Annotated in this window: 22 protein-coding genes and 1 tRNA gene; 13 read left to right on the top strand and 10 right to left on the bottom strand. The window is 72.0% G+C overall.

The features are described from left to right. The first annotated feature begins 63 nt into the window (after positions 1–63). The 8 genes from GCU69_RS34220 to GCU69_RS30370 all read left to right on the top strand — a co-directional run bounded on the left by GCU69_RS34220 (position 64) and on the right by GCU69_RS30370 (position 5637). Positions 64–213, top strand: coding sequence for a hypothetical protein (locus GCU69_RS34220; RefSeq protein ID WP_235978803.1), 150 nt, complete (start codon positions 64–66; stop codon positions 211–213). Between the two features lie 103 nt (positions 214–316). Next, the gene (locus GCU69_RS34215) at positions 317–763 is read left to right on the top strand and encodes a hypothetical protein (RefSeq protein ID WP_235978802.1); all 447 of its coding nucleotides are present in this window, start codon (positions 317–319) and stop codon (positions 761–763) included. Between the two features lie 7 nt (positions 764–770). Continuing rightward, positions 771–842 (top strand) — tRNA-Gln (locus tag GCU69_RS30395). Positions 843–957: 115 nt separating this feature from the next. Further along, positions 958–2415: a bifunctional UDP-N-acetylglucosamine diphosphorylase/glucosamine-1-phosphate N-acetyltransferase GlmU gene (gene glmU, locus GCU69_RS30390; RefSeq protein ID WP_156207798.1), complete on the top strand. Its 1458-nt coding sequence runs from the start codon at positions 958–960 to the stop codon at positions 2413–2415. A 91-nt stretch (positions 2416–2506) separates the two neighbouring features. Continuing rightward, complete coding sequence (locus GCU69_RS30385) at positions 2507–3484, top strand: ribose-phosphate diphosphokinase (RefSeq protein WP_098752293.1); 978 nt, start codon at positions 2507–2509, stop codon at positions 3482–3484. 255 nt (positions 3485–3739) lie between these two features. Further along, entirely contained in the window at positions 3740–4327 is a 588-nt protein-coding gene (locus GCU69_RS30380; protein WP_098752294.1) for a 50S ribosomal protein L25/general stress protein Ctc, read from the top strand. A gap of 117 nt (positions 4328–4444) precedes the next feature. Next, positions 4445–5035 carry an aminoacyl-tRNA hydrolase gene (gene pth / locus GCU69_RS30375; protein ID WP_098752295.1) on the top strand — a complete coding sequence of 197 codons (591 nt, stop codon included), beginning with the start codon at positions 4445–4447 and terminating at the stop codon, positions 5033–5035. A 92-nt stretch (positions 5036–5127) separates the two neighbouring features. Next, complete coding sequence (locus tag GCU69_RS30370; RefSeq protein ID WP_098752296.1) at positions 5128–5637, top strand: hypothetical protein; 510 nt, start codon at positions 5128–5130, stop codon at positions 5635–5637. A 399-nt stretch (positions 5638–6036) separates the two neighbouring features. Here the strand turns inward: GCU69_RS30370 and ppc are convergent, their stop codons facing one another. Then, complete coding sequence (gene ppc / locus GCU69_RS30365) at positions 6037–8763, bottom strand: phosphoenolpyruvate carboxylase (RefSeq protein WP_408055861.1); 2727 nt, start codon at positions 8761–8763, stop codon at positions 6037–6039. A 190-nt stretch (positions 8764–8953) separates the two neighbouring features. On the opposite strand from ppc, the gene GCU69_RS30360 reads away from it, so the two are divergent. Both GCU69_RS30360 and GCU69_RS30355 read left to right on the top strand, forming a co-directional pair. Next, complete coding sequence (locus GCU69_RS30360) at positions 8954–9952, top strand: acyl-CoA desaturase (RefSeq protein WP_098752298.1); 999 nt, start codon at positions 8954–8956, stop codon at positions 9950–9952. Next, positions 9949–10650 carry a TetR/AcrR family transcriptional regulator gene (locus tag GCU69_RS30355; protein ID WP_098752299.1) on the top strand — a complete coding sequence of 234 codons (702 nt, stop codon included), beginning with the start codon at positions 9949–9951 and terminating at the stop codon, positions 10648–10650. The genes GCU69_RS30360 and GCU69_RS30355 overlap by 4 nt, the downstream gene beginning before the upstream one ends. A 287-nt stretch (positions 10651–10937) precedes the next feature. On the opposite strand, the gene GCU69_RS30350 is transcribed toward GCU69_RS30355, so the two are convergent. Both GCU69_RS30350 and GCU69_RS30345 read right to left on the bottom strand, forming a co-directional pair. Continuing rightward, entirely contained in the window at positions 10938–11303 is a 366-nt protein-coding gene (locus GCU69_RS30350) for a VOC family protein (protein ID WP_098752300.1), read from the bottom strand. After that, positions 11303–12136, bottom strand: coding sequence for a trans-aconitate 2-methyltransferase (locus GCU69_RS30345; RefSeq protein ID WP_156207797.1), 834 nt, complete (start codon positions 12134–12136; stop codon positions 11303–11305). Before GCU69_RS30345 ends, GCU69_RS30350 begins: the two co-directional genes overlap by 1 nt. 165 nt (positions 12137–12301) lie before the next feature. Between GCU69_RS30345 and GCU69_RS30340 the strand changes: the two genes are divergently transcribed. After that, complete coding sequence (locus tag GCU69_RS30340) at positions 12302–12799, top strand: MarR family winged helix-turn-helix transcriptional regulator (protein ID WP_156207796.1); 498 nt, start codon at positions 12302–12304, stop codon at positions 12797–12799. A 158-nt stretch (positions 12800–12957) separates the two neighbouring features. On the opposite strand, the gene GCU69_RS30335 is transcribed toward GCU69_RS30340, so the two are convergent. The 4 genes from GCU69_RS30335 to galT all read right to left on the bottom strand — a co-directional run bounded on the left by GCU69_RS30335 (position 12958) and on the right by galT (position 17916). Continuing rightward, positions 12958–13785 (bottom strand): response regulator transcription factor, encoded by an 828-nt coding sequence (locus GCU69_RS30335; protein ID WP_156207795.1) that lies wholly within the window; start codon positions 13783–13785, stop codon positions 12958–12960. Between the two features lie 836 nt (positions 13786–14621). Continuing rightward, complete coding sequence (galK, locus tag GCU69_RS30330) at positions 14622–15788, bottom strand: galactokinase (RefSeq protein ID WP_098752302.1); 1167 nt, start codon at positions 15786–15788, stop codon at positions 14622–14624. Further along, positions 15785–16852: a UDP-glucose 4-epimerase GalE gene (gene galE / locus GCU69_RS30325; RefSeq protein WP_156207794.1), complete on the bottom strand. Its 1068-nt coding sequence runs from the start codon at positions 16850–16852 to the stop codon at positions 15785–15787. The genes galK and galE overlap by 4 nt, the downstream gene beginning before the upstream one ends. After that, positions 16849–17916 carry a galactose-1-phosphate uridylyltransferase gene (gene galT, locus GCU69_RS30320; RefSeq protein ID WP_098752304.1) on the bottom strand — a complete coding sequence of 356 codons (1068 nt, stop codon included), beginning with the start codon at positions 17914–17916 and terminating at the stop codon, positions 16849–16851. The genes galE and galT overlap by 4 nt, the downstream gene beginning before the upstream one ends. Positions 17917–18083: 167 nt before the next feature. On the opposite strand from galT, the gene GCU69_RS30315 reads away from it, so the two are divergent. Both GCU69_RS30315 and GCU69_RS30310 read left to right on the top strand, forming a co-directional pair. Further along, the gene (locus GCU69_RS30315) at positions 18084–19754 is read left to right on the top strand and encodes a sodium:solute symporter family protein (RefSeq protein ID WP_098752305.1); all 1671 of its coding nucleotides are present in this window, start codon (positions 18084–18086) and stop codon (positions 19752–19754) included. Between the two features lie 19 nt (positions 19755–19773). Next, complete coding sequence (locus GCU69_RS30310) at positions 19774–20127, top strand: hypothetical protein (protein WP_098752306.1); 354 nt, start codon at positions 19774–19776, stop codon at positions 20125–20127. Between the two features lie 114 nt (positions 20128–20241). Here the strand turns inward: GCU69_RS30310 and GCU69_RS30305 are convergent, their stop codons facing one another. The 3 genes from GCU69_RS30305 to GCU69_RS30295 all read right to left on the bottom strand — a co-directional run bounded on the left by GCU69_RS30305 (position 20242) and on the right by GCU69_RS30295 (position 25210). After that, the gene (locus GCU69_RS30305) at positions 20242–20991 is read right to left on the bottom strand and encodes a helix-turn-helix transcriptional regulator (RefSeq protein ID WP_170315976.1); all 750 of its coding nucleotides are present in this window, start codon (positions 20989–20991) and stop codon (positions 20242–20244) included. Between the two features lie 251 nt (positions 20992–21242). After that, positions 21243–23165, bottom strand: a complete 1923-nt coding sequence (locus GCU69_RS30300; protein ID WP_156207793.1) for an outer membrane protein assembly factor BamB family protein — start codon at positions 23163–23165, stop codon at positions 21243–21245. A gap of 218 nt (positions 23166–23383) precedes the next feature. After that, a complete protein-coding gene (locus GCU69_RS30295) occupies positions 23384–25210 on the bottom strand; it encodes an ABC-F family ATP-binding cassette domain-containing protein (protein WP_156207792.1) in 1827 nt (608 codons plus the stop codon). Positions 25211–25240 lie beyond the last annotated feature (30 nt).

Genomic DNA, 25240 nt, shown 5'->3' with positions numbered 1-25240 from the left:
ACGAACTGCTGAATCGACCACGCTTTCGCCTCGTTCGCACTGGTCGGCGACCACGCCGGACCCATGGTCCAAGCCGAGACGGAAATGCGGGAGCGCGCCAGGGACCTGCGGCGCGCGGGCAGGACGTGCGACGGGATCGTCGCGGAACTGGGGGTGTCGAAGATCGGTGTCGCTCCGGGTGCGCGACCTGCCGGCGCCCCCGACACCGCCTGAGCGGCTCCGCCGCACGAACGAGGCCCGGTGGGGCCCGTACCGGCAGGAGAGGGACCGCGTACGAGAACAGACGAAGCGCGGCGCGGCCGAGGAGATCGGCCGGATGACGGACCGGGAACTGTTCCTCCTCGGGGTCGGCCTCCACTGGGCCGAAGGCAGCAAGAGCAAGGCCCGCCGGATCCGGGAGTCCGTGACCTTCGTGAACAGCGACCCGGACATGATCATCGTGTATCTGGCCCGGCCGGAGCTTCTCGGTGTCGAACCCGACCGTCTGAGGTACCGGGTGCTGATCCACGGAAGCGCCGACATGCCCGCCGCAGAACAGTTCCGGGCCGACCTCACGAAGACGGACGTGCGCACCTTGGGCAAGACGACCCTGGAGAAGCACAGCCCCAAGACCGTCCGGAAGAATGCCGGGAGCGGCTGCCACGGCTGCCTGGTCGTCCGTGTCCGCGGCTCAGCCGACCTGTACCGTCGCATCGAGGGCTGGTGGTGCGGCATAGTGGTGTCGGCCAAATCGGCGCCGGGCCAGGCGTCCGGTCTGGCCTGATCTGCGATCCGCCGTGGTGTAATCGGCAGCACTGGGTCTTTTGGTGGCCTAAGTCCGGGTTCGAGTCCTGGCGGCGGAGCTCAACTTCCCCCATACCGGGTCCCGGCCGCACGGTCGGGGCCCGCGCGCGTTTCGGGCCGAAAACGCACCGGTATCCTGCGGGTGTCCACCACTCGAAGCCGAAGGGCACACCCGTGAGCGTCAACCGCCCGGCAGCCGTCGTCGTCCTCGCCGCGGGTGAGGGCACCCGCATGAAGTCGGCGACCCCCAAGGTCCTGCACCCGATCTGCGGCCGCTCCCTGATCGGCCATGTCGTGTCCGCCTCCCGGGAGCTGGAGCCGGAGCACCTCGTCGTGGTCGTCGGCCACGCCCGGGAACAGGTCGCCGGCCATCTCGCCGAGATCGACCCCGGAGCGCGCACCGCCGTGCAGCACGAGCAGAACGGCACGGGCCACGCGGTCCGGATGGGGCTGGAGGAACTGGCCGGAGACGGCACCCCGGCCGAGGGGACCGTGGTCGTCGTCTGCGGGGACACCCCGCTGCTGACCGGGGAGACGCTCCGGGGGCTGGCCGCGGCGCACGAGTCCGACGGGAACGCCGTCACGGTGCTGACGGCCGAGGTGCCGGACTCCACCGGGTACGGGCGGATCGTGCGGGACGCGGCCGACGGCTCGGTCACGGCGATCGTGGAGCACAAGGACGCGACGGCCGCGCAGCGCGCGATCGGCGAGATCAACTCCGGGGTGTTCGCCTTCGACGGCCGGCTGCTGGCGGAGGCGCTGGGCAAGGTGCGTACGGACAACAGCCAGGGTGAGGAGTACCTCACGGACGTGCTGGGCATCCTGCGCGAGGCCGGGCACCGGGTCGGGGCCTCCGTGGCGGCCGACCACCGGGAGATCCTGGGGATCAACAACCGGGTGCAGCTGGCGGAGGCGCGCCGGCTGCTGAACCTGCGGCTGCTGGAGGCCGCGATGCTGAGCGGTGTGACGGTGGTCGACCCGGCGACGACGTGGATCGACGCGTCGGTGACGTTCGAGCCGGACGCGGTCGTGCACCCGGGGACGCAGCTGCACGGGGCCACGCGCGTCGCGGCGGGCGCGGAGGTCGGGCCGAACTCGACGCTGACGGACACCGCGGTCGGCCCGGGCGCCCGGGTGGTCAACACGGTGGCGGTCGGCGCCGAGATCGGACCGGAGGCTTCCGTGGGCCCGTACGCCTATCTGCGGCCGGGTACCCGGCTGGCCCGCAAGGCAAAGGCCGGGACGTACGTCGAGATGAAGAACGCGGAGATCGGCGAGGGCACGAAGGTGCCGCATCTGTCCTATGTGGGCGACGCGTCGATCGGCGAGTACACGAACATCGGCGCCGCGAGCGTCTTTGTGAATTACGACGGTGAGAGCAAGCACCGGACGACGATCGGCTCACATTGCAAGACGGGCTCGGACAACATGTTTGTGGCTCCTGTCACGGTCGGGGACGGCGCGTACACCGCGGCGGGCTCGGTCATCACCAAGGACGTACCCCCGGGTTCGCTGGCCGTGGCACGCGGCCAGCAGCGGAATATCGAGGGTTGGGTGGCCCGAAAGCGCCCCGGAAGCGCCGCCGCGCAGGCCGCTTCCGCAGCTCGCCGTGAGGACGGCGACGAGGAGTAGAGCGTGCTGGGGTACGCCGTGCGGGGCGTACCGTGAGAACTGCACACAAAGTGCCCCCTGAGATTTTTGTCGCTGGCAAGGAGACTGTGCTGTGACCGGGATCAAGACGACCGGCGAGAAGAAGCTGATGCTCTTCTCCGGCCGCGCCCACCCCGAGCTTGCCGAGGAGGTCGCCTACCAGCTGGGGGTCGGCCTGGTCCCGACGAAGGTGTTCGACTTCGCCAACGGTGAGATCTACGTCCGCTACGAGGAGTCGGCGCGCGGCGCGGACTGCTTCCTGATGCAGAGCCACACGGCTCCCATCAATAAATGGATCATGGAGCAGCTGATCATGATCGATGCTCTCAAGCGGGCCTCGGCCCGGAGCATCACCGTGATCCTGCCCTTCTTCGGTTACGCCCGTCAGGACAAGAAGCACCGCGGCCGGGAGCCGATCTCGGCGCGGCTCGTCGCGGATCTGCTCAAGTGCTCGGGCGCGGACCGGATTCTCACGGTGGATCTGCACACGGACCAGATCCAGGGATTCTTCGACGGCCCGGTGGACCATCTGTTCGCGCTGCCGGTCCTCGCGGACTACGTGGGCGCGAAGGTGGACCGCTCGAAGCTGACGGTGGTCTCGCCGGACGCCGGCCGGGTGCGGGTCGCGGACCGCTGGTGCGACCGGCTGGGCGCGCCGCTGGCGATCGTGCACAAGCGGCGGGACAAGGAAGTCGCGAACCAGGTCACGGTGCACGAGGTGGTCGGTGACGTCGAGGGGCGCGTGTGCGTCCTGGTCGACGACATGATCGACACGGGTGGCACGATCTGCGCCGCGGCGGACGCGCTGTTCGCGAACGGCGCCGAGGACGTCATCGTCACGGCGACGCACGGTGTGCTGTCGGGTCCGGCGGCGGACCGGCTGAAGAATTCGAAGGTGAGCGAGTTCGTGTTCACGAACACGCTGCCGACGCCGGGCGAGCTGGACCTCGACAAGATCACGGTGCTGTCGATGGCGCCGACGATCGCGCGTGCGGTGCGCGAGGTGTTCGAGGACGGCTCGGTGACGAGCCTCTTCGACGAGCAGGCCTGACGCCGGACGCCCGGCGCGGCCGTCCCGGTCGCGCCGCGGGCGTACCCCTCACGCCGGGTTGATCGATTTCTTGGGCGGCCTCCCCGCCGGGTAGACTCGTGGAGTTGCTCGGCGAGGGAGGCCGCACCCGTTCCGGGGGCGGCGGTCCGTTATCGACGCGCTCTTCGTAGCAGGTCTGTCGTGGGCCGGGTGACGGCCGTCGGACACAGCGGCGCGGCAGATCGCCGCGGCCGCGGAATTACGAGGAGTGCAGCCATGGCTGAGTACAAGATCCCCGCAGAGCTGCGGACCGACTTCGGCAAGGGCGCGGCCCGCCGGACCCGCCGCGACGGCAAGGTCCCCGGCGTCATCTACGGCCACGGCGGCGAGCCGGTGCACGTGGCGATCCCGAGCTACGACCTGATGATGGCCCTCAAGCACTCCAACGTGCTGATCCGTCTGGACGTCGCCGGCGGCAAGAGCGAGCTGGTCATCCCCAAGGCCGTGCAGCGTGAGGCCATCCGCGGCTTCCTGGTCCACATCGACCTGCTGGCCGTCCGCCAGGGCGAGAAGGTCACGGTCGACGTCCCGGTGCACACCGAGGGCGACCTGGCCCCGGGCGGCAACCTGCTGGAGCACATGCTCGACGCGCTGCCGGTCGAGACCGAGGCCACCCACATCCCGGAGTCGTTCACCGTCTCCGTCGAGGGCCTGGAGGCCGGTGCCTCGATCCAGGCGAAGGACATCGAGCTGCCGGCCGGCACGGTTCTCGCGGTCGACGAGGACACCGTGGTGGTCCAGGTCGTCGCCGCCCAGGCCGAGGCCCCGTCCGAGGAGGAAGAGGCCGAGGGCGCGGAGGCCTGAGCCTCCCCGTCGGCGTTGTGCCGTGGGCGCCGCCCCGCCCTGCTCCACGGAGCGGGGTGGGGCGGCGCCCGTTCTTGCGATATGCCTGTACCAGAACACCCGGCAGGAGAGACGTAGATGAGCGATGCGGACAGCCCCTGGCTGATCGTGGGTCTGGGCAACCCCGGTCCCGAGTACGCGGCGAACCGGCACAACGTCGGTTTCATGGTGGCCGATCTGCTGGCCGGGCGGATGGGCGGCCGTTTCAAGGCGCACCGCTCGCGCGCGCAGGTCGTCGAGGGCCGGCTGGGCGGCCCGGGTCCCGCGGGCCGCCGGGTGGTGGTGGCGAAGCCCATGTCGTACATGAACCTGTCGGGCGGCCCGGTGACGGCGCTGCGGGACTTCTACAAGGTGCCGGTGGAGCGGCTCGTCGCGATCCACGACGAGCTGGACATCGGTTACGGGGCGCTGCGGCTGAAGCAGGGCGGCGGCGACAACGGGCACAACGGGCTGAAGTCCATCACGAAGTCGCTGGGCGCGGACTACTTCCGGGTGCGCTTCGGCATCGGCCGGCCGCCGGGCCGGATGGATGTGGCGGCGTTCGTGCTGAAGGACTTCTCGGCGGCGGAGCGCAAGGAACTGGACTACTTCGTGGACCGGGCGGCGGATTCGGTGGAGTCGCTGATCACGGACGGTCTGGAACGGGCGCAGAGTACGTACAACACCTGACCCGGGCACGTTCGGTGCCTTATGGGACACTCCCGCCCAAGGCGGTGGCCGCAGGTTGACCGACAGCTTTCCCATGGCCAAGGATCCCGGGCATGGCCCGAACCAAGTCCAAGCGTCCCCTGCCGCGGCGCGCGGGGGAGAGCGCCTTCGGCCTGCTGCTGGTCTCCAAGTACGCCCTGATGGCGGCCGTGGCGCTGCTCCTGCTCGTCGCCGGTGTGTGGACCTCCTGGGACAGCGCCCAGCACGCGATGCTCACGAAGGGCCGGGAACGCGGCACCGTGACGATCGAGACGTGTTCCCAGGACACGTGCACGGGGCCGTTCACCCCGGCCGACCCGGCCGGGGAGGTGCGGCCGGAGGTGACGATCGACAAGGCGGTCACCAGTGAGAAGGGCGAGCGCCTCGCGGTGGCGGTGAAGCCGGGCACCGAGGAGGTCGTGCGGACCGGGACGGCCGGTGTGCTGCACTCCTGGGTGCCGTTCGCGGGCTCCCTGCTGCTGGCGGCCCTGGTGGTGGCGGGTGGTCTGCGGATGCGCCGCACGGCCTGGGCGACGGGCGCGCTGGGCGCCGTCCTGCTGGCGGGGGCGTTCCTGACGCTCTGACCCGCCGGATGCCGGCTCCCGCCTCGTACGGCCGGCTCCGCCCGGTCCGGCTCCGGGCTCTGCGGCGGCTCCGGCCCCCGCACCGGCTCCAAGCCCTGCTGTCCCTCCCCGGCTCCGGCTCCGGCTCCGCGGACCGCCTGCCGAAACCCGGCCCTTCTTGGCCTCCCGGCACCGGCTTCGGCCCCAGCCCCTTCTGGCGCCGGGACTGTCCCGGCCCGGGATCCGGCCTGCCCGCCCCGACCGGTTTCTGCCCGGCCGGGCCGTCGGGCGCCGGTCCCGTGGTTTCCGGCGCGGAGCCGGAGGCGGCACCCCCGGAAGACCCCGTCTCATGGCATGAGGCCGGTCCCCGCACCGCAAGGTGCCGGGACCGGCCTCATGCCCGCCGGTGCGGACCGCGGGTCACCCCGTGTTGCGGAGCCCCGCGGCCACCCCGTTCACCGTCAGCAGCAGGGCCCGCGACAGCAGCGGGTCCGCCTCCTCGCCGCTCGCGGCGGCCTTGCGCTGCCGGTCGAGGAGGGCGACCTGGAGGTAGGAGATCGGGTCGAGATAGGCGTCCCGGATGGCGAAGGTCTGCTGGAGCACCGGGTTGGAGTCGAGCAGCTTCTCACCACCGGTGATCCGCAGGACCTCCTCCACCGTACGCTCGTGCTCGGCCTCGATGGTGGCGAAGACGTGCTTGAGATCTTCGGGTACGAGGGTGTCGACGTAGTGGCGGGCGATCCGCAGGTCGGTCTTCGCGAGGGTCATCTCGACATTCGAGAGGAAGTTCCGGAAGAAGTGCCAGTGCTGGTGCATCTCGTCCAGGACGCTGTCGAGTCCGGCCTCGCGGGCCGCCCGGAGACCGGAGCCCACGCCGTACCAGCCGGGGACGATCTGCCGGGACTGGGTCCAGCCGAAGACCCACGGGATGGCCCGCAGCCCGTCGAGCCCGGCGCCGCTGTCGGGCCGGCGGGAGGGCCGGGAGCCGAGGTGCAGGTCGGCGAGCTGGTCGACGGGGGTGGACGCGAAGAAGTACGCGGGCAGGTCGGGGTCCTCGACCAGCTTGCGGTACGAGCCGTGCGCGGCCTCCGAGACGGCGTCCATGGCGGCGTCCCAGCGGGCCAGCGCCTCGTCGGACTGGCGGGGCGCGGTGTGCAGCGCCGACGCCTGGAGGGTGGCCGCGACGGTGAGTTCCAGGTTCTCCCGGGCGAGGGACGGCACGAGGTACTTGTCGGAGATGACCTCGCCCTGCTCGGTGACCTTGATCTCGCCCTCCAGGGTGCCCCAGGGCTGGGCGAGGATCGCGTCGTGGGAGGGGCCGCCGCCACGGCCGACGGTGCCGCCACGGCCGTGGAAGAGGCGCAGCCGTACGCCGTGCCGGTGCGCGACGTCGCGCAGCCGGCGCTGGGCGCGGTGGATCTCCCACTGGCTGGTGGTGATGCCGCCGAACTTCGAGGAGTCGGAGTAGCCGAGCATGACCTCCTGGACGTCGCCGCGGAGGGCGACGAGCCGCCGGTAGGAGGGGTCGGCGAGCATGGCGTCGAGGATGGTGTCGGCCTCGCGCAGCTCGTCGGTGGTCTCCAGCAGCGGCACGATGCCGATCTTGGCCCAGCCGGCGTGCAGGTCGACGAGCCCGGCCTCGCGGGCGAGGACGGCCGCGGCGAAGACGTCGTCGGCGCCCTGGCACATGGAGATGATGTACGACTCGACGACCTCCGGCCCGAAGCGTTCCAGGGCGTCGCGGACGGTCTCGAAGACACCGAGGGTCTTGGCTCCGGCGGCGTCGAGCGGCGCGGGGCTCGGGGCCAGGGGGCGGCGGGAGCGGAGTTCCTTGGCGAGCAGCCTGGTGCGGTAGTCGCGCGGCATGTCGGCGTAGCGCCAGGACTCCTCGCCGAGACGGTCGAAGAGCTGCCCGAGCGCGTGGTGGTGGGCGTCGGCGTGCTCGCGGACGTCCATGGTGGCGAGCTGGAGGCCGAAGGCGGCGAGGGTGCGGATGGTGCGGTCGAGGTGGCCGTCGGAGAAGAGGCCGCCCCGGTGGGCCCGCAGCGACTCCTGCACGAGGGTGAGGTCGTCGAGCAGCTCGGCGGTGCCGAGGTAGTCGCGGCCGTCCTGGTGCGGGGTGCCCTTGGCGAGCCGTTCCCGGGTGTTGATCAGCTTCTCGCGGATGCAGGTGGCCTTGAGCCGGTAGGGCTCCTCGGCGTTGAGCCGCTTGTAGCGGGGGCTGATGGGGAGCCGCTCGAGGTCGAGGGCGAGGGAGTCCAGCAGCTCCTGGGTGGCTCCGGTGTAGCGGATGGAGTTGGAGAGCAGGCCGCGGAGCTGGTCGACGAGTTCGAGGGCGTCGGTGATGCCGTGCTCGTGCTGGAGGATGAGGACTTCGCGGGTCACGTCGGGGGTGACGTTGGGGTTGCCGTCGCGGTCGCCGCCGATCCAGGTGCCGAAGGTCAGCGGGCGGGTGCCGGGCGGCAGCTCGACGCCGACGCGCTCCAGCTCGGCGGCGAGGTCCTCCAGGACGTCGCCGACGGCGCCGGCGTGCAGCTCGTCGAGGTAGTAGATGGCGTTGCGGGCCTCGTCGGCGGGTTCCGGGCGGACCACACGCAGCTCGTCGGTCTGCCAGACGAGGTCGATGTTCTCGGCGAGCCGCAGGTCGGCGCGGCGGCGGTCACCGCCCTCGACGGAGGTCTCCAGCAGCGCCGCGATGCGGCGGAGCTTGTTGAGCACGGAGCGGCGCGCGGCCTCGGTCGGGTGCGCGGTGAAGACCGGCCGGACGTTGAGGTGCTTGACGGTCTCGCGCAGGTGCTCGGGGTCGGCGTCCTTGAGCCGGTCGGCCGTACGGGCGAGGAGACCGCCCTCCGCGGCGCGGCGGGCGCGGAGCTCCTTGCCGCGGTGCACCTGCTCGGTGACGTTCGCCAGGTGGAAGTACGTCGAGAAGGCGCGGACGAGCTTCGCGGCGGTGGGCAGGTCGGTCTCCCCGAGGAGCGCGGCGGCGGCTTCGCCGTCCGTGCGGGTGAGGGCCCGGACGCGCTCGACCAGGTCGAGAAGCTCGGGCCCCTCCTGCCGGACGAGTGTTTCGCCGAGGAGATCACCGAGACGGCGGATGTCGGCGCGCAGCGGGGCGTTGTTCTCTGTCGTGGGGTCGGCACTGCTCACAGGTGCGGCTCCTTGCATGGATGAGCACTTCGGGCGGGGTGCGGACCGCGCTGTCCGGCGCCCCCAGGATAAGTGCCCAGCCGCACGGGTTATCCACAGCCCTGTTGACCGCAGAGCGAGCACTGCCATACTTACGATGCCGTAGGTTACGCAACCGTAGCCATGCCCCCGTTCGGTGAGGTACACCCCCATGACCGCAGGTCCCGAAGTCATCGACGCCCCCCAGGCCCCCGATCCCGCCCCTCTTCCGTCCGCCACGCTGGGCGGCGACAACAAGAGATCGATCGAGCAGATCACACTGCTCCTCTTCATCACGGTGCCGTTCGCGGCGCTCGTCGCGGCGGTGCCGCTGGCCTGGGGCTGGGGGGTGAGCTGGCTGGATCTCGGGCTGTTGGCCGGCATGTACTTCCTGGGCTGCCACGGCATCACCGTCGGCTTCCACCGCTATTTCACCCATGGCTCCTTCAAGGCGAAGCGGCCGCTGCGGATCGCGCTGGCGCTCGCCGGGTCGATGGCCGTCGAGGGGCCGCTGGTGCGCTGGGTGGCCGATCACCGCAAGCACCACAAGTTCTCCGACGCCGAGGGCGATCCCCACTCCCCCTGGCGGTACGGCGAGACGGTGCCCGCGCTGCTGAAGGGCCTGTGGTGGGCCCACATGGGCTGGATGTTCGACGAGGAGCAGACCCCGCAGCAGAAGTACGCGCCCGATCTGATCAAGGACACGGCGATCCGCCGGATCTCCCGCCAGTTCGTGCTCTGGACCGTGGTGTCGCTGGCTATCCCGCCGCTGGTGGGCGGCCTGGTGACCTGGTCCTGGCAGGGCGCGGCGACCGCCTTCTTCTGGGGTTCGCTGGTGCGGGTGGCCCTGCTGCACCACGTGACCTGGTCGATCAACTCGATCTGCCACGCGGTGGGCAAGCGCCCGTTCAAGTCCCGTGACCGCTCCGGCAACGTCTGGTGGCTGGCGGTCCTCTCCTGCGGCGAGTCCTGGCACAACCTGCACCACGCCGACCCGACGTCGGCGCGGCACGGCGTGGAGCGCGGCCAGATCGACTCCAGCGCCCGGCTGATCCGCTGGTTCGAGAAGGCCGGATGGGCGTACGACGTGCGCTGGCCGAGCGCCGCCCGGATCGACTCCCGGCGCAAGAGCGGTAACTCACGTGAGGACCATGCCGCCAAGGCGGCATGATTGACCGCGTGGCCATCGATGGAAGCAGCAGCGAGCAGAGCAAGACCGCGTCCAAGCCCGCGTCCGGGGGTGGCAGACGGGGCAGGCGGGTCCGCATGACGGGCAAGGAGCGCCGCGAACAGCTGCTGGACATCGGCCGTACCCTGTTCGCCGCGAAGGGCTTCGAGGGCACGTCGGTGGAGGAGATCGCGGCGAAGGCCGGGGTGTCCAAGCCGGTGGTGTACGAGCACTTCGGCGGCAAGGAGGGCCTGTACGCCGTCGTGGTCGACCGCGAGATGCGCAAACTCCTGGAGATGGTCACCAACGGCCTGACCGCCGGCCATCCGCGGGAGCTGTGCGAGCAGGCGGCGTTCGCGCTGCTGGACTACATCGAGACGTATACGGACGGCTTCCGGATCCTGGTACGGGACTCCCCCGTGGCCCAGTCGACCGGCACCTTCGCCTCGCTGATCAGCGACATCGCGACCCAGGTGGAGGACATCCTCGGGCTGGAGTTCAAGGCGCGCGGCTTCGACCCGAAGCTGGCGCCGCTGTACGCACAGGCCCTGGTGGGCATGGTCGCGCTGACCGGCCAGTGGTGGCTGGACGTCCGCAAGCCGAAGAAGGCCGAGGTCGCGGCGCATCTGGTGAACCTCGCGTGGCACGGCCTGGACGGGCTGGAGCAGAAGCCGCGGCTGATAGGACACCGCAAGGCGTAGCGCTCCGTGAGCAGAGGGAAAACACCGGCGGGGCCGGGCTTCCGGGCCCGGTCCCGCCGGTGTCTCCGTTGCCGCGGCCGGGCTCACCGGGGGCCGGGCTCACCAGGAGGCCGGGTTCACCGGGAAGCCTGCCTCACCCGCGGGCGGGCCCGGGCTCACCCGGCGTCCGGCTCACGCACCCGGCTCCCCCGGTGTCCGGCCCGCCCGGCGTCCGGCTCACGCACCCGGCTCCCCCGGTGTCCGGCCCGCCCGGCGTCCGGCTCACGCACGTCCGGCCGCCCGCCCGCTCACCCTGCGTCCGGCTCCAGGAACTCCAGGACGTTGCCGGCGGGGTCCTCGGAGTAGAAGCGCCGGTGGCCCGGCAGCTCGGAGTTCCAGACGACCTTCGCGCCCGCCGCCTCCAGCCGCGCGGCGAACGCGTCGATGCCGGTGACCCGCAGACCGGGGTGGGCCTTCTTCGAGGGCCGGAAGTCCGGTTCCATGCCGAGGTGCAGCTGCACGGGCCCGGCGGTGAACCAGCAGCCGCCGCGCGAGGCGAGCGGTTCCGGCTTGGGGATCTCCGTCATGCCGAGCGCACCGGTGTAGTAGGCGCGCAGGGCCTCCTCGCTTCCGGGCGGGGCGGCGAGCTGGACGTGATCGACTGCGGCGAGCATCAGACCTCCTGCTGGTCGGTGGCGGGCTTGCGGGCGACGGCGAAGACGCGGCGGAACGGGAAGACCGTGCCGTGCGGACCCGGAGGATAGGCCGCGCGCAGCAGGTCCCGGTACTGCCCGAGGAATTCCTCCCGGGCGTCCGGGTCGTCCTCCAGGGCGGTGAGCACGGGGCGCAGAGCGGTGCCCTTGACCCAGTCCAGGACCGGGTCCGCGCCCTCGAGGAGGTGCAGATACGTCGTCTCCCAGACATCGCTCTCGCAGCCGAGGCCGGTGAGCACCGCCAGATAGTCCGAGGGCTCGCGCACGGCGGCCGGCCGGGCCGTCCGCGGCCCGAGCCGGTCGCGCCACCGCGCGTCGGCGCACAGCTCGCGCAGCAGGGTGTGGCTCGGGGCGGCGAAGTTACCGGGGACCTGGAAGGCGAAGGTGCCGCCGGGGGTGAGCGCGCCGGTCCAGGCGGCGAACGACCCGGTGTGCCCGGGGACCCACTGCAGGGTGGCGTTGGAGACGATCAGGTCCTGCGGTTCGTCCGGCACCCAGCCGGCCGCGTCGGCGGGGCGGAAGTCGATCCTGCCGCCGCCGGGCGTGGGCCCGGCGTGTGCGGCCGCGCGCCGGAGCATCTCGGGGGAGTTGTCGTACCCCGTGATGTGCGCGCCGGGCCAGCGCTCGGCGAGGAGGGCGGTGACGTTGCCGGGGCCGCAGCCCAGGTCGGCGATACGGGCCGGGCGGCCGCGGGCGGGCGGGTCGGGGATCCGCTGGAGCAGGTCGTGGAAGGGCCTGGCGCGGTGGCCGGAGTGACGCAGATACTGCTGCGGGTCCCAGACGGGCGCGTGCATGGATGGAGCCCCCTCGCCGGCGGGTACGGTCGGTGCGGTGCGGGCCGCGGGACGGCGGAGCGCCCTCGCGCCGACCGGTGCCCACTGTGGCACCGATTATCTCTTGATGACAAGAGACTCGACATCAAGAGACTTCATGTCGACAGACCTACTACACTGATCCGCATGGAGGACGAGGTCGATCGGCTGGTCGCTGCGTGGCGCCGGGAGCGTCCGGACCTCGACGTGGAGCCGCTGGAGGTGCTGAGCCGCATCAGCAGGCTCGCACGCCATCTCGACCGGGCCCGGCGGATCGCCTTCGCCGAGCACGGCCTGGAGCCCTGGGAGTTCGACGTCCTCACCGCGCTGCGCCGCGCGGGCGCCCCGTACCAGCTCTCACCGGGCCAGCTGCTCACCCAGACGCTGGTCACCTCCGGCACCATGACGAACCGCATCGACCGGCTCGCCAAGAAGGGCCTCGTCGAGCGGCTGCCCGACCCCAGCGACCGGCGCGGCGTGCTGGTGCGGCTCACCGCCGAGGGGCGCGACCGCGCCGACAGCTCGCTGGCCGGGCTGCTGGCCCAGGAACGGGCCATCCTGGCCGAGCTGTCGGCGGTCCAGCGGGGTGAACTCGCGGGGCTGCTGCGGCAGCTGACGGCACCCTTCGACAACCTGCCGGGCTGATACCGGCACCGGGACACCACGGCACCGGACCCCGGGCGCGGCCCGGACCCGCCCCGGCCCCGGGACACGACGGCCCGGACCCGGCGGCCGAACCGCCCGCCCCCGTCCCGGCCCCCGACACGGCCCCGACCCAGTGGCTGAACGGCCCGCGGCGCGGCTCAGCCCGCGCTGCCCACCGCCGGAAGATCCTCCACCGGGCCGACCCCGGCCCGCCGGGCCAGCGCCACCGCCGCCAGCGTCGAATGCACCCCGAGCTTGCCCAGCACGTTCTGCATGTGGGTGCGGACGGTGTGCGGCGAGAGGAAGAGCCGCTCGGCCACCGCCTTGCGGCCCAGCCCCGCGACCATGCAGCGCAGCACCTCGCGCTCGCGCGGCGTCAGCGACTCCACGAGCCGCTCGCTCTCCGTACGGTGCTTGCGGGCCGCCGTCAGCTCCCGCAGCACCCCGGTCAGCAGCGCCGGCGGCAGATGGGTCTCGTCGCGCAGCACTCCGCGGATCACGGACAGCAGCCGGGACAGCGAGCAGTCCTTGGCGACCCAGCCGAACGCGCCTGCCTGGAGCGCGGCGGCCGCCCGGCGCGGATCGTCCCGCTCGGCCAGCACGACCGTACGGACCCCCTGCCGGGCGTCCCGCACCCGGGTGACCAGGGCCATGCCGTCCAGGGCGACCTCGGCGGCCGGGTCGCGGGCACCGCCGCGGGCAGCGCCGGAGGGCACTCCGGGCGCCGGCGGCACCGGGGCGCCCGGACCGGCGCCACCGCCGGCCGCTCCCCCGGCGGCACCGCCGAGGTCGGCGTCGACGAGCATCACGTCGAAACGCCGGCCCTCGGCCGCGGCCCGTTCCATCGAACGCAGCGCGGCGGGCCCGCTGCCGGCCGCCGCCACGTCCACATCCGGTTCGGCGGCGAGCGCAGCGGCCAGCGACTCGGCGAAGATGCGGTGATCGTCCACCACCAGCACCCGGATACGTGTCACAGCGACTCCCATGCCTCGACACGGGCAGAGCGGGCACGACGCCCGAGGCGGATCCCCCCGCCCTGACGGTGCGGAGGTCCCGCGACCGGCCGCCGCCGTGCCGCGATGTCACCCCGCCCCGGGCGCCGTACCCGACTGTCTCGCCCCCTGAAATGAACACCGGCCCCCACCGGTGCTGTGCATCAGCGTACGGCGAAGGACCGGCCTGGGAAGTGGATTGGCGAAAGTGTTCGGGCCCGAACGTGCCTTCGCTGTTCTTGCTGTGTTTGCTGTTGCATCCAGCGACAGAAATCAACAGGGTCCGTCGCGGCGGCCACATCCGGGCCGGTCGCGCCGCGCTCGGAAGCCGCCGGGGGCAGGGTGTGGATCTCCGAGGGCGGCGGATCGGTGTGCGCTCCGTGCAGTTGCAAGGCTCCGGAGAGAACCCCCGGCAACCGGGGGAACCGCCGGGGGCCGGCGGGGAAACCGGCAGGAAGAGCCCTATCGGGCAGGAACCCGGGCGCGGGCAGCGGCGGGCGGAGGAGAGAGCGCGGGCAGGCCCCCGGCCACGGACCGCGCGCCCGCCGGAGCCCACCGGGCCCCGCCGGAGCCCACCGGGCCCCGCCGGAGCCCGCCGGAGCGTACGCGGTGCCGCGCCCCGCGGATCCGCGGGGCGCGGCCAGGCGCCCCGGCTGATCCGCGGGACCCGCCCCAGCGGATCCGTGGAACCGCCCCGCGGATCCGCGGGCCCGGACAGGCACACCGGCGGGTCCGTGGGCCGCCCCGAGGATCCATGGGACCGGCCCGGCGGATCCCTGGGACCGGCCCCGTCGCACCGCAGAACCCGCGGACCCCCGCGGAACCAGTCCCTACGCCAGCCGGCGCGCCCCCGCCGCCGGTACGGCCGTGAACACGCGCGGCGCGCGGTGCCCCCGGGCCGCGAAGGCCGCCGTGACGGCCCTGCCGACCTCCTCGGCCCCGTCCTCCTCCACGAGCACGACCGCCGAACCGCCGAATCCGCCGCCCGTCATCCGGGCGCCCAGCGCACCGGCGTCCTCCGCCGACGCCACCACCAGGTCCAGCTCGGGGCAGGAGACCTCGAAGTCGTCACGGAGCGAGACGTGCCCCGCGGTCAGCAGCGGGCCGATGGCGCGCGGGTCACCCGCTTCCAGCCGGCCGATGACCTCCTCGACCCGGTGGTTCTCGGTGACGACGTGCCGCACCCGGCGACGCAGGACCGGGTCGTCCAGCCGGGCGAGGGCCCCGGCCAGTTCCTCGTACGGAATGTCGCGCAGCGCGGGCACGTCCAGCAGGGCGGCGCCCTTCTCGCAGGCCGAGCGCCGGTTCGCGTACGCCCCGTCGCCCAGCTGGTGCTTGACGCGGGTGTCGACGACCAGCAGCCGCAGCCCCTCGGCGGCGAGGTCGAACGGGACCTGGCGCTGCCCGAGGTCCCGGGTGTCGAGATGCAGGGCGTGGCCCTCGGTACAGCAGGCGGACGCCGTCTGGTCCATGATCCCGCAGGGCACGCCGACGAAGACGTTCTCCGCGCGCTGCGCGAGCCGGGCCAGCCGCCACCGCTGGAGGCCGAGGTCGTACAGGTCGTTCACGGCCAGCGCGGTGACGATTTCCAGCGCGGCGGACGAGGAGAGCCCGGCGCCGGTGGGGACGGTGGACGCCAAATGCAGGTCCAGCCCGGTGACCGGGTGACCGGCGTCGAGCAGCGCCCAGACGACCCCGGCCGGGTACGCCTCCCAGCCCTGGACGCCGCCGGGCTCCAGCTCGTCGAGCCGCAGCTCGGTGACGCCGCCCCCGACGTCGGCGGAGTGCAGCCGCAGCACGCCGTCGTCCCGGCGGGCGACGGCCGCGCGGGCGGTGTGCGGGAGGGCCAGCGGCAGCACGAAGCCGTCGTTGTAGTCGGTGTGCTCGCCGATCAGATTGACCCGGCCGGGCGCGGCCCACACCCCCTCCGGCCCGGTGCCGTAGAGGTCCCGGAAGGCGGGCTCGAGCTGCTCGGTCACGCCTGCTTCTCCTGTCATGCGGTGCCGTTCCCGGAGTCGTGCCCGGTGCCGTGTCCGGGGCCACCGGCGGATGTGTGCCCGGCGCCGTCCGCGTCGCGGCCGGTGCAGAACGCCCAGGCGTCGGCGACGATGCCGGCCAGATCGGCGCGGCGGGGCTTCCAGCCGAGGCGGTCCCGGGCGCGGTCGGCGGACGCGACGAGCACGGCGGGGTCGCCGCCCCGGCGCGGGGCCGCGACCTCGGGGACCGGGTGGCCGGTGACGCGGCGGACGGTCTCGACGACCTCGCGGACGGAGAAGCCGTTGCCGTTGCCGAGGTTGCAGACCAGGTGCTCGCCGGGGGTCGCGGCGCCGAGGGCGAGGAGGTGGGCCTCGGCGAGGTCGGCGACGTGGATGTAGTCGCGGACGCAGGTGCCGTCGGGGGTCGGGTAGTCGTCGCCGTAGACGGAAATGGCGTCGCGTCGGCCCTGGGCGACCTGGAGGACGAGCGGGATGAGGTGGGACTCCGGGTCGTGCCGCTCGCCGTAGGTGACGCCGTCGGCCGCGCGGTAGGCGCCGGCGACGTTGAAGTAGCGCAGCGAGGTGGCGGCGAGGCCGTGTGCGGCGCACGCGCCGGCGATCATGTGGTCGACGGCCAGCTTGGTGGCGCCGTACGGACTGGTGGGCGCGGTGGTGTCGGACTCGGTGATCGGGACCGACTCCGGCTCGCCGTAGGTGGCGGCGGTGGAGGAGAAGACGAGCTTGCCGATGCCCGCGGCGCGCATGGCGGTCAGCAGCTCCACGGTGCCGCCGACGTTGTTGCGCCAGTACTTCTCGGGATCCGTGACGGACTCGCCGACCTGGGAGAACGCCGCGAAGTGCAGCACCCCGTCGTAGGAGCCGTCGAGCGTCACGGGGGGCTGCTCCGCCGTCAGGTCCTGGATGCGGCCCCGCGCGAACTCGGCACCGGCCGGGACGCCCTCGCGGTGCCCGGTGGACAGGTCGTCGAGCACGGTGACCCGGTGTCCGGCCTCCAGCAGGTGGGCGGCGACGACGCTGCCCACATAGCCGGCGCCTCCGGTGACCAGATACTTCTTCTCGCTCACGCGCTCGCAACCTCTCGCAGTCGGTCCGCCGCGGTCTCCGGCGGCACATCGTTGATGAACACGTTCATGCCGGATTCGGAACCCGCGAGGAACTTCAGCTTGCCGGAAGTGCGGCGGATGGTGAAAAGCTCGAGGTGGAGGGCGAAGGCGTCACGGTCCACCGGGAGCCGGTCCCAGCCCTCCCAGCCCGCGACGGGCGCCTGGTGCCAGCCCGAGATGTACGGGGTGGGCGGCTCGCCGGTCCCGAAGACCCGGTCGAAGCGCCGCAGCAGTTCGAGGTAGACCCGGGGGAACTCCGCGCGGGCCGCCTCGCCGAGGGCGGGCAGGTCGGGCACCCGGTGGTTCGGGTAGAGGTGGACCTCGTAGGGCCAGTGGGCGGCGTACGGCACGAAGGCCGTCCAGTGCTCGCCCGCCAGCACGATCCGGCTGCCGTCCGCCCGCTCGTCCGCGAGCACGTCGTCGAAGAGGTTGCGCCCGGACCGCTCCTGATGGCCCGCCAGCGAACGGAGCATCAGTTCGGTACGCGGCGTCGCGAAGGGGTACGCGTAGATCTGGCCGTGCGGATGGCCCAGGGTGACGCCGATGTCCTTGCCCCGGTTCTCGAAGCAGAAGACCTGCCGGACGGCGGGGAGCCGGGACAGCTCGGCCGTCCGGTCGGTCCAGGCGTCGAGGACGAGCCGCGCCTGAGCTTCGGTGAGATCCGCGAAGGAGGCGTCGTGGTCGGAGGTGAAGCAGACGACCTCGCAGCGTCCGGTGTCCCCGGCGAGCGAGGGGAAGCGGTTCTCGAAGACCACCACGTCGTAGTCGGCGTCCGGGATCTCGCTGAGCCTGCCGTCCCGGGACGGGCAGAGCGGGCATTCGTCGGCCGGCGGGTGGTAGGTGCGGCCCTGCCGGTGCGAGGCGACGGCCACCGCGTCACCGAGCAGCGGGTCGCGCCTGATCTCCGAGGCCGTGTTGACCGCGTCGAGCGGCCGCCGGTCCACCGCGTCGCGCACGGTGTCGTCCCGCGCGTCGTAATAGAGCAGTTCGCGGCCGTCCGCGAGACGGGTCGCGGTCTTCTTCACCAGAACTCCTTGGCGTTCTTCGCCCGGGCTGCTTGCGCCCGAAACCTGCACTAAACATAATCCAACAAGCTTTACCACAAGACAACAATCGCACTGTACCGACAACTGCAGAGCACCGACCGCGCGCCGCGGGGCCCCACCCCCAGCCCGCCGGAAGAGAGTGATCCATGCATTACCTGGCCGAAGGGCTACGGCTCCCCACCAACTGGCTCGACTACTCCATCCTGGCGATCTACTTCGTCGTCGTGCTCGGGATCGGCTTCGCCGCCCGGCGCAGCGTGAAGACCAGCCTCGACTTCTTCCTCTCCGGCCGCTCCCTCCCCGCGTGGATCACCGGCCTCGCCTTCGTCGCGGCCAACCTCGGTGCCACCGAGATCCTGGGCATGGCGGCCAACGGCGCCCAGTACGGCATGTACACCGTGCACTGGTACTGGGTGGGCGCCATCCCGGCCATGGTCTTCCTCGGCCTGGTGATGATGCCGTTCTACTACGGATCGAAGGTCCGCTCCGTCCCGGAGTTCCTGCTGCACCGCTTCGGGCCGTCCTCGCACCTGCTGAGCGCGGTCATCTTCGCGGTCTCCGCCGTGCTGATCGCGGGCGTCAACCTGTACGCGATGGCCATCGTGCTGGAGGCGCTCCTCGGCTGGCCGCAGTGGGTGGCCATCGTCGTCGCTGGCCTCTTCGTGCTCGCGTACATCACGCTCGGCGGTCTCTCCTCGGCGATCTACAACGAGGTGCTCCAGTTCTTCGTGATCCTCGCCGCCCTCATCCCGCTCACGGTCGTGGGCCTGAAGCGGGTCGGCGGCTGGGACGGACTCACCGACTCGCTCACCGAGAGCAAGGGCGGGGCCTTCCTCTCCGCCTGGGAGGGCACCGGCATCGGCTCGGCCAACCCGCTCGGCGCCAACTGGCTGACCATCGTCCTCGGCCTCGGCTTCGTGATGAGCTTCGGCTACTGGACCACCAACTTCGCCGAGGTGCAGCGCGCCCTGTCCGCGAAGAACGCCTCCGCCGCCAAGCGCACCCCGCTCATCGCCGCCTTCCCGAAGATCCTCATCCCGATGGTCGTCGTCGTGCCCGGGCTGATCGCGCTGGTGATGGAGCCGACGCTGGGCAGGACCGAGGGCGGGCTCCAGTACAACGACGCGATCCCGGTGCTGATGCGCGACCTGTTGCCGAACGGTGTGCTGGGCGTCGCCGTGACCGGTCTGCTCGCCGCCTTCATGGCCGGTATGGCCGCCAACGTCTCGTCCTTCAACACCGTCTTCACCAACGACATCTGGGCCGCGTACCTGAAGAAGGGCCGCTCCGACCGGCACTACCTCCAGGTGGGCCGGGTGATCACCGCGGTCGGTGTGCTGATCGGCATGGGCACGGCCTTCATCGCCGCCAGCTTCAGCAACATCATGAACTACCTGCAGACGCTGTTCTCGTTTTTCAACGTCCCGCTGTTCGCGGTGTTCATCATCGGCATGTTCTGGAAGCGGACCACACCGGCCGCCGGTTTCTGGGGCCTGCTGACGGGCACCGTCGCCGCGATGATCAACTACTTCTGGTTCTACAAGGGCGGGGTGCTGGACATCCCGAGCGACCAGGGCGCCAACTTCGTGTCCTCGATCGTCGCCTTCGTGGTCGGCGGCGTCGTGATGCTCGTCGTCACCATGGTCACCAAGCCCAAGCCCGCCGCGGCGCTGGCCGGCCTCGTCTACGGCACGACGTCCCCGGGCATGGAGGAACTCCCGGCGGAGGGCGACGACGCGTGGTACCGCAAGCCGGCCCTGCTCGGCTGGGGCGCCATCGTCCTCGCGGCCGTCTGCTACATCCCGTTCTCCTTCTGACCGGAAAGAAGTCCGCAGCATGAGTGACCACCAGCACGAGAGTGACTACCAGAGCCAGGTGGAGGAGCTGGAGCGGGAGTCCGCCACCGCGGCCCGGCTCTTCGACGTACGCCGCATCATCGGCGGCCTGTTCGTCGTCTACGGCGTGATCGTGACGATCGCCGGGCTGACCGCCACCGAAGCCGACCTGAAGAAGGCCCAGGACATCAACATCAACCTGTGGACCGGCCTGGGCATGCTGGCCCTCGGCGTCTTCTTCCTGGTCTGGCTCAAACTGCGCCCGACGGCCGTCCCGACACCGCCGCTGCCCGCGGACCCGGACGGCCCGGGCGAGGACCCGGCCGGCGAGCCGGGGACGAGCGGCCGGGGCTGACCCGGGGCGGACGGGACGACGGGTCCCGGCCCGGGGCCCGTCCCGCCGGACCGGGCGGGTCCTGCCCGGCGGAGCGCCGGGGCACCGGAGCGCCGCGCGGTGTCCGGACGCGGGTCATCCCGTGTCCGGCGCCGCGCCGTTCCGCGCGAGGGGCACCGCGCCGCGGCCCGCGTCCTCCGGCTCCCGCTCCGCCCGCGCGGCATGTGCCGCGCGGTCGAGCAGTCCGGTGCGCGCCGCCAGCGCCGCCGCCTCCAGCCGGGACCCCACGCCGAGCTTCATCAGCACCCGCTGCACATGGGTGCGGGCCGTGCTCGGCGCTATGCCCATGCCCGCCGCGATCACCCGGGTGTCCTCGCCCTCCGCGACCCGCACCAGCACCTCGATCTCCCGGGGCGTGAGCATCCGCAGCAGCCGGGTCGCCTCGTCGTCGGGCTGCGCCACCGGGTTGAGCAGTTCCGCGAACGCGCCCTGGAGCAGCTGCGGCGCCACCGCCGCCTCACCGGCACGGGCCTTCACCATGGCCCGTTCCACCCCTTCGATGCGCTCGTCGTGCCGTACGTAACCGGAGGCGCCCGCGGCGAACGCCGCCGCGATGCCGCGCGGGCTCGGCACCGGCCCGAGCACGACGACCGCCACCTGCGGACGGTCCCGCTTGATGCGCAACACCGGGTCGAAGGTGCCCGGCTCCGCGGGCGCCGCGGTGCCCAGCAGACACACCTCCGGTGCCCGGTTGACCACGAGTTCGGCCGCCCCGCCGCTCGGCGCGGCGGCCGCGATCACACGGTGCCCGCGCAGTTTCAGGGCCGAGGCCAGTGCCTCCGCCAGCAGTCGGTGGTCGTCCACGACGATGAGCCGTACGCCCATGAGCTCCCCCAGTCCCCGGAAGCCCCCGGGCCCCTTGCCCCCGGAAGCTACACGCTCACCCGCCGTCTCGCGCCCTCTCCTGTGGAGAAGGCCGCCGGAATGCCGAATTACCGGCCATTCGGGACCGAAACCGGCCGGGTCCGTCCGCCGGGGCATCCGTGCCCGCGCCGAAACGCACCGGCGGGCAACCGGGAAGGGCCCGGCGGACAGATCCGCCGGGCCCTTTCGGGAAAGCCTGTGCCGCCCTCAGCTCACTCCGCGCCGAAGACGACCGCGAGGTGCTCCTTCTGGTCGCTGCTCGAATCCCGCTCGGAGAGCATGGTCTTGCCCATGTAGAGCCGCCCGTCGGCGTACACCGCCTCGACGCTCAGCGACAGCCGGTAGTTGGACTCCAGGTCGACCTGCGAGGAGGGGTTCTTGAGATGGACCGTGTGCTTGAACGTCTTCGGGTCGATGCTGACGACCCGGCCGCCCTGGTCGAACGTCGACTCCTGGTAGGCGATGATGTTGTCGCCGTCCATCTGGAGCGGCGCCATCACCTGCCGGCCACCCGCCTCGGCCTGGCCCTTGGGCTTGCCGGTGGCGAGGTCGATGGCGACGATCTCGTTGGTCCGGCCGTAGTCCTCGGACTGGCTCTCGTGCTCCGCCGTCGGCAGGTACAGCGAGTCGTTGCCGACCGCGATCATCTTGCAGGCCTCGACCGCGAGGTCGCAGTCCATCGTGTACTTGTCCTTCTCGGCCGGGATACGGCTCCGCATCTTGCCCTTGTCGTCGAGCGCGATGAAGTCCGAGACCCGGATGTCGCCGGCCCGGATGGCGATGACCACCGGATTGGTGGACACGATGCTCACTCCCTCGAGGCCGTCCGGCGCCTCGTACGAGAACAGCGGCTTCCCGGAGGCCGGGTCGAGCTTCTGGATCTCGTACGACGGGGAGTCGTAGGAACCGCACCTGCGGACGGCCACCAGGGCCTCGCCGCCGGCGTATCCCGCGTCCTCGCACTCGGAGGTCTGGTCCGGCTTCCACAGTTCCTTGCCGCCGTCGACCTTCCAGGCGGCACCGCCGTCGAGACCGCCGGCCGCGACCACGCCCCGGCCGATGGTCACCTCGTCGAACTTGACGTACTCGTCACCGACCTTGACGGACTTCTGCCAGACCTTCTTGCCCGCGTTGAGGTCGAGCAGGGCCACCTGGCTGCACGGCTGGTACCGGCCGTCCTTGCCGATCTTGGCCTCCTGGAAGACCACCGCGGCCTTGCCGTCCTCGGTGGCGTGCTTCGAGGACCAGCAGAGCTGGCCGTCCAGCTCGATCTTCCACTTCTCCTTGCCGGTGTCCTTGTCCAGGCCGAGGACGGAGTCCTTCGAGCCCTTGGCGAAGGTCTGGTCGGTGACCCACAGGCCGTCCAGCGTGGTGACGTCCGTCAGTTCCGGCTTCGGGACCGTGTACAGCAGCTTGCCGTTGACGTTCTCCGGCTTGTTGCCGCCGCTGCCGCCCTTGGCGTCGCCCTTGTCGCCACCGCCCGAGCCGCCGGAGGAGTTCCCGGCCTCGTCCTTCTTGTCGTCGTCACCGCTGCTCGCGAACCAGATGCCGCCGCCCACGATGAGCAGCACCGCCACCACCGCGCTGATGACGATCATCATGCGCTGCTTGGCGGCCTGGCCGCCGGGCCGGGCGCCCGGGGCGGGCATCGGGCCGGTGGGCGGGTACATGCCGTACTGCTGCTGGCCGTAGGGCTGCTGGCCGTACGGCTGCTGCTGACCGGGATAGCCGTAACCGGGAGGCTGGGTACCGGGCTGCTGCTGGTCCGGGCTCGGGTAGCCGTAACCGGGCTGCGGGCCCGGATAGCCGTATCCCGGCTGCTGGGCGTCGCCGGGCGGCGGGGTGGGCGCGCCGAAGCCGCCGGGCGGAGGGTCGGCCGGGGCACCGAAGCCGCCGGCGGGCGGGGGCGGGGGCATCTGCGGGGGCTGCGCCGGGGGCGGCGGGGCCTGACCCGGCAGCTGCCCGGGGTGGCCGCCCGGCTGTTGCCCGTCGCCCTGCGGGGACTTGTCCAGCGACGGCTGCTGCGGGGCTCCGAAACCGGGGGCGGATCCCTGCCCGGGCGCGCCGCCCTGCTGCGGGTCGTCGCCTCCGGCGGAGCCGGGAGGCTGGTTGGGCGGCTGGGGCGGCTGTGACATCGGCATTCCTCTTCACGCGGGCACATGGCCCGATCTGTCTCCCCCGCGATCCCCCGGAAATCCCTTGAGATCGGAGTGAATCGGACACGACCCGCCCGCCGACGGCAGGGCGAGCGGAGTTCTTTCTATCACCCGGGCCGGACCCCGCAGGGAATCGGTCGCACTGCTATCGAACAGCTGAGACCTGCCCGTGACGCGCCCGTGGCCTGCCCGCGCGGTCAGGCGTCCTCGGCCAGTTCCAGCCAGCGCATTTCCAGATCGTCCCGCTCGGCGGCCAGTTCCCGCAGCTCCGTGTCGAGCTTCGCCACCTTCTCGAAATCCGTGGCGTTCTCGGCGATTCCGGCGTGCAGTTTCGCCTCCTGCTCGCTGATCCGGTCCAACCGCCGCTCGATCCGCTGGAGTTCCTTCTTCGCGGCGCGCGCGTCCTTGCCGCCCGCCGTGGAACCCGCCGGCTTCTGCTTGCCGGAAGCGGCGGAGGCGACGGCCGCGGGCGCGGACGCCTGGGCCTCGGCGACCCGCCGGCGGCGCTCCAGATACTCGTCGATGCCGCGCGGCATCATCCGCAGGGTGGCGTCGCCGAGCAGCGCGAGGACGCGGTCGGTGGTCCGCTCCAGGAAGTAGCGGTCGTGGCTGATCACGACGAGCGAGCCCGGCCAGCCGTCGAGGAGGTCCTCGAGCTGCGTCAGGGTCTCGATGTCGAGGTCGTTGGTCGGCTCGTCGAGGAAGAGGACGTTGGGCTCGTCCATCAGCAGCCGCAGGATCTGCAGCCTGCGGCGCTCGCCGCCGGACAGGTCACCGACCGGGGTCCACTGCTTCTCCTTGGTGAAGCCGAACTTCTCGCACAGCTGCGAGGCGGTCATCTCCCGGCCCTTGCCGAGGTCGACCCGCTGCCGGACGTGCTCCACGGCCTCCAGGACCCGCCAGGTGGGTTCGAGTTCGGCGACCTCCTGGGAGAGGTACGCCAGCTTCACCGTCCGGCCGACCTTGACCCGCCCGGCCGCGGGCTGCCGTTCGCCGTCGCTGTACGCGGCGTCCGCCATCGCCCGCAGCAGGGAGGTCTTCCCGGCGCCGTTGACGCCGACCAGCCCGACGCGGTCGCCGGGGCCGAGCTGCCAGGTGAGGTGCTTCAGCAGTTCCTTGGAACCGGCCCGGACGGTGACGTCCTCCAGGTCGAAGACCGTCTTGCCCAGCCGGGAGTTCGCGAACTTCATCAGCTCGGCGGTGTCCCGGGGCGGCGGGACGTCGGCGATCAGCTCGTTCGCCGCCTCGATCCGGAAGCGGGGCTTACTGGTGCGGGCCGGGGCGCCGCGCCGCAGCCAGGCCAGCTCCTTGCGCATCAGGTTCTGCCGCTTGGTCTCCTCGGTGGCGGCGATGCGCTCACGCTCGGCCCGCGCGAAGACGTAGTCGGAGTAGCCGCCCTCGTACTCGTGCACGGCGCCGCGCTGCACGTCCCACATGCGGGTGGCGACCTGGTCGAGGAACCAGCGGTCGTGGGTGACGACGACGAGCGCGGAGCGGCGGGCGCGGAGGTGTCCGGCGAGCCAGGAGATGCCCTCGACGTCGAGGTGGTTCGTCGGCTCGTCGAGGACGATCACGTCCTGCTCGGCGATGAGCAGCTGCGCGAGCGCGATCCGGCGCCGCTCTCCGCCGGACAGCGGGCCGATCACGGTGTCCAGACCCTGCGGGAAGCCCGGCAGGTCGAGGCCGCCGAAGAGACCGGTGAGGATGTCGCGGATCCGGGCGTCGCCCGCCCACTCGTGGTCGGCGAGGTCGCCGATCACCTCGTGCCGGACGGTGGCCGCGGGGTCCAGCGAGTCGTGCTGGGTGAGCACGCCCAGCCGCAGCCCGCCGGCGTGGGTGACCCGGCCGTCGTCGGCCTCCTCCAGCTTGGCGAGGATCCGGACGAGGGTGGTCTTGCCGTCACCGTTGCGGCCGACGACGCCGATCCGGTCGCCCTCGCTGACGCCGAGGGAGACACCGTCGAGCAGTGCACGGGTGCCGTACACCTTTCCGACGGCTTCCAGATTGACGAGGTTCGTGGCCATTCCGCTCCCGCTTCCGTGCCGCCGGGCGGC

Source organism: Streptomyces lycii (assembly GCF_009735685.1).
GTDB lineage: Bacteria > Actinomycetota > Actinomycetes > Streptomycetales > Streptomycetaceae > Streptomyces > Streptomyces lycii.
This window is presented reverse-complemented; position numbering and strand designations above follow the sequence as displayed.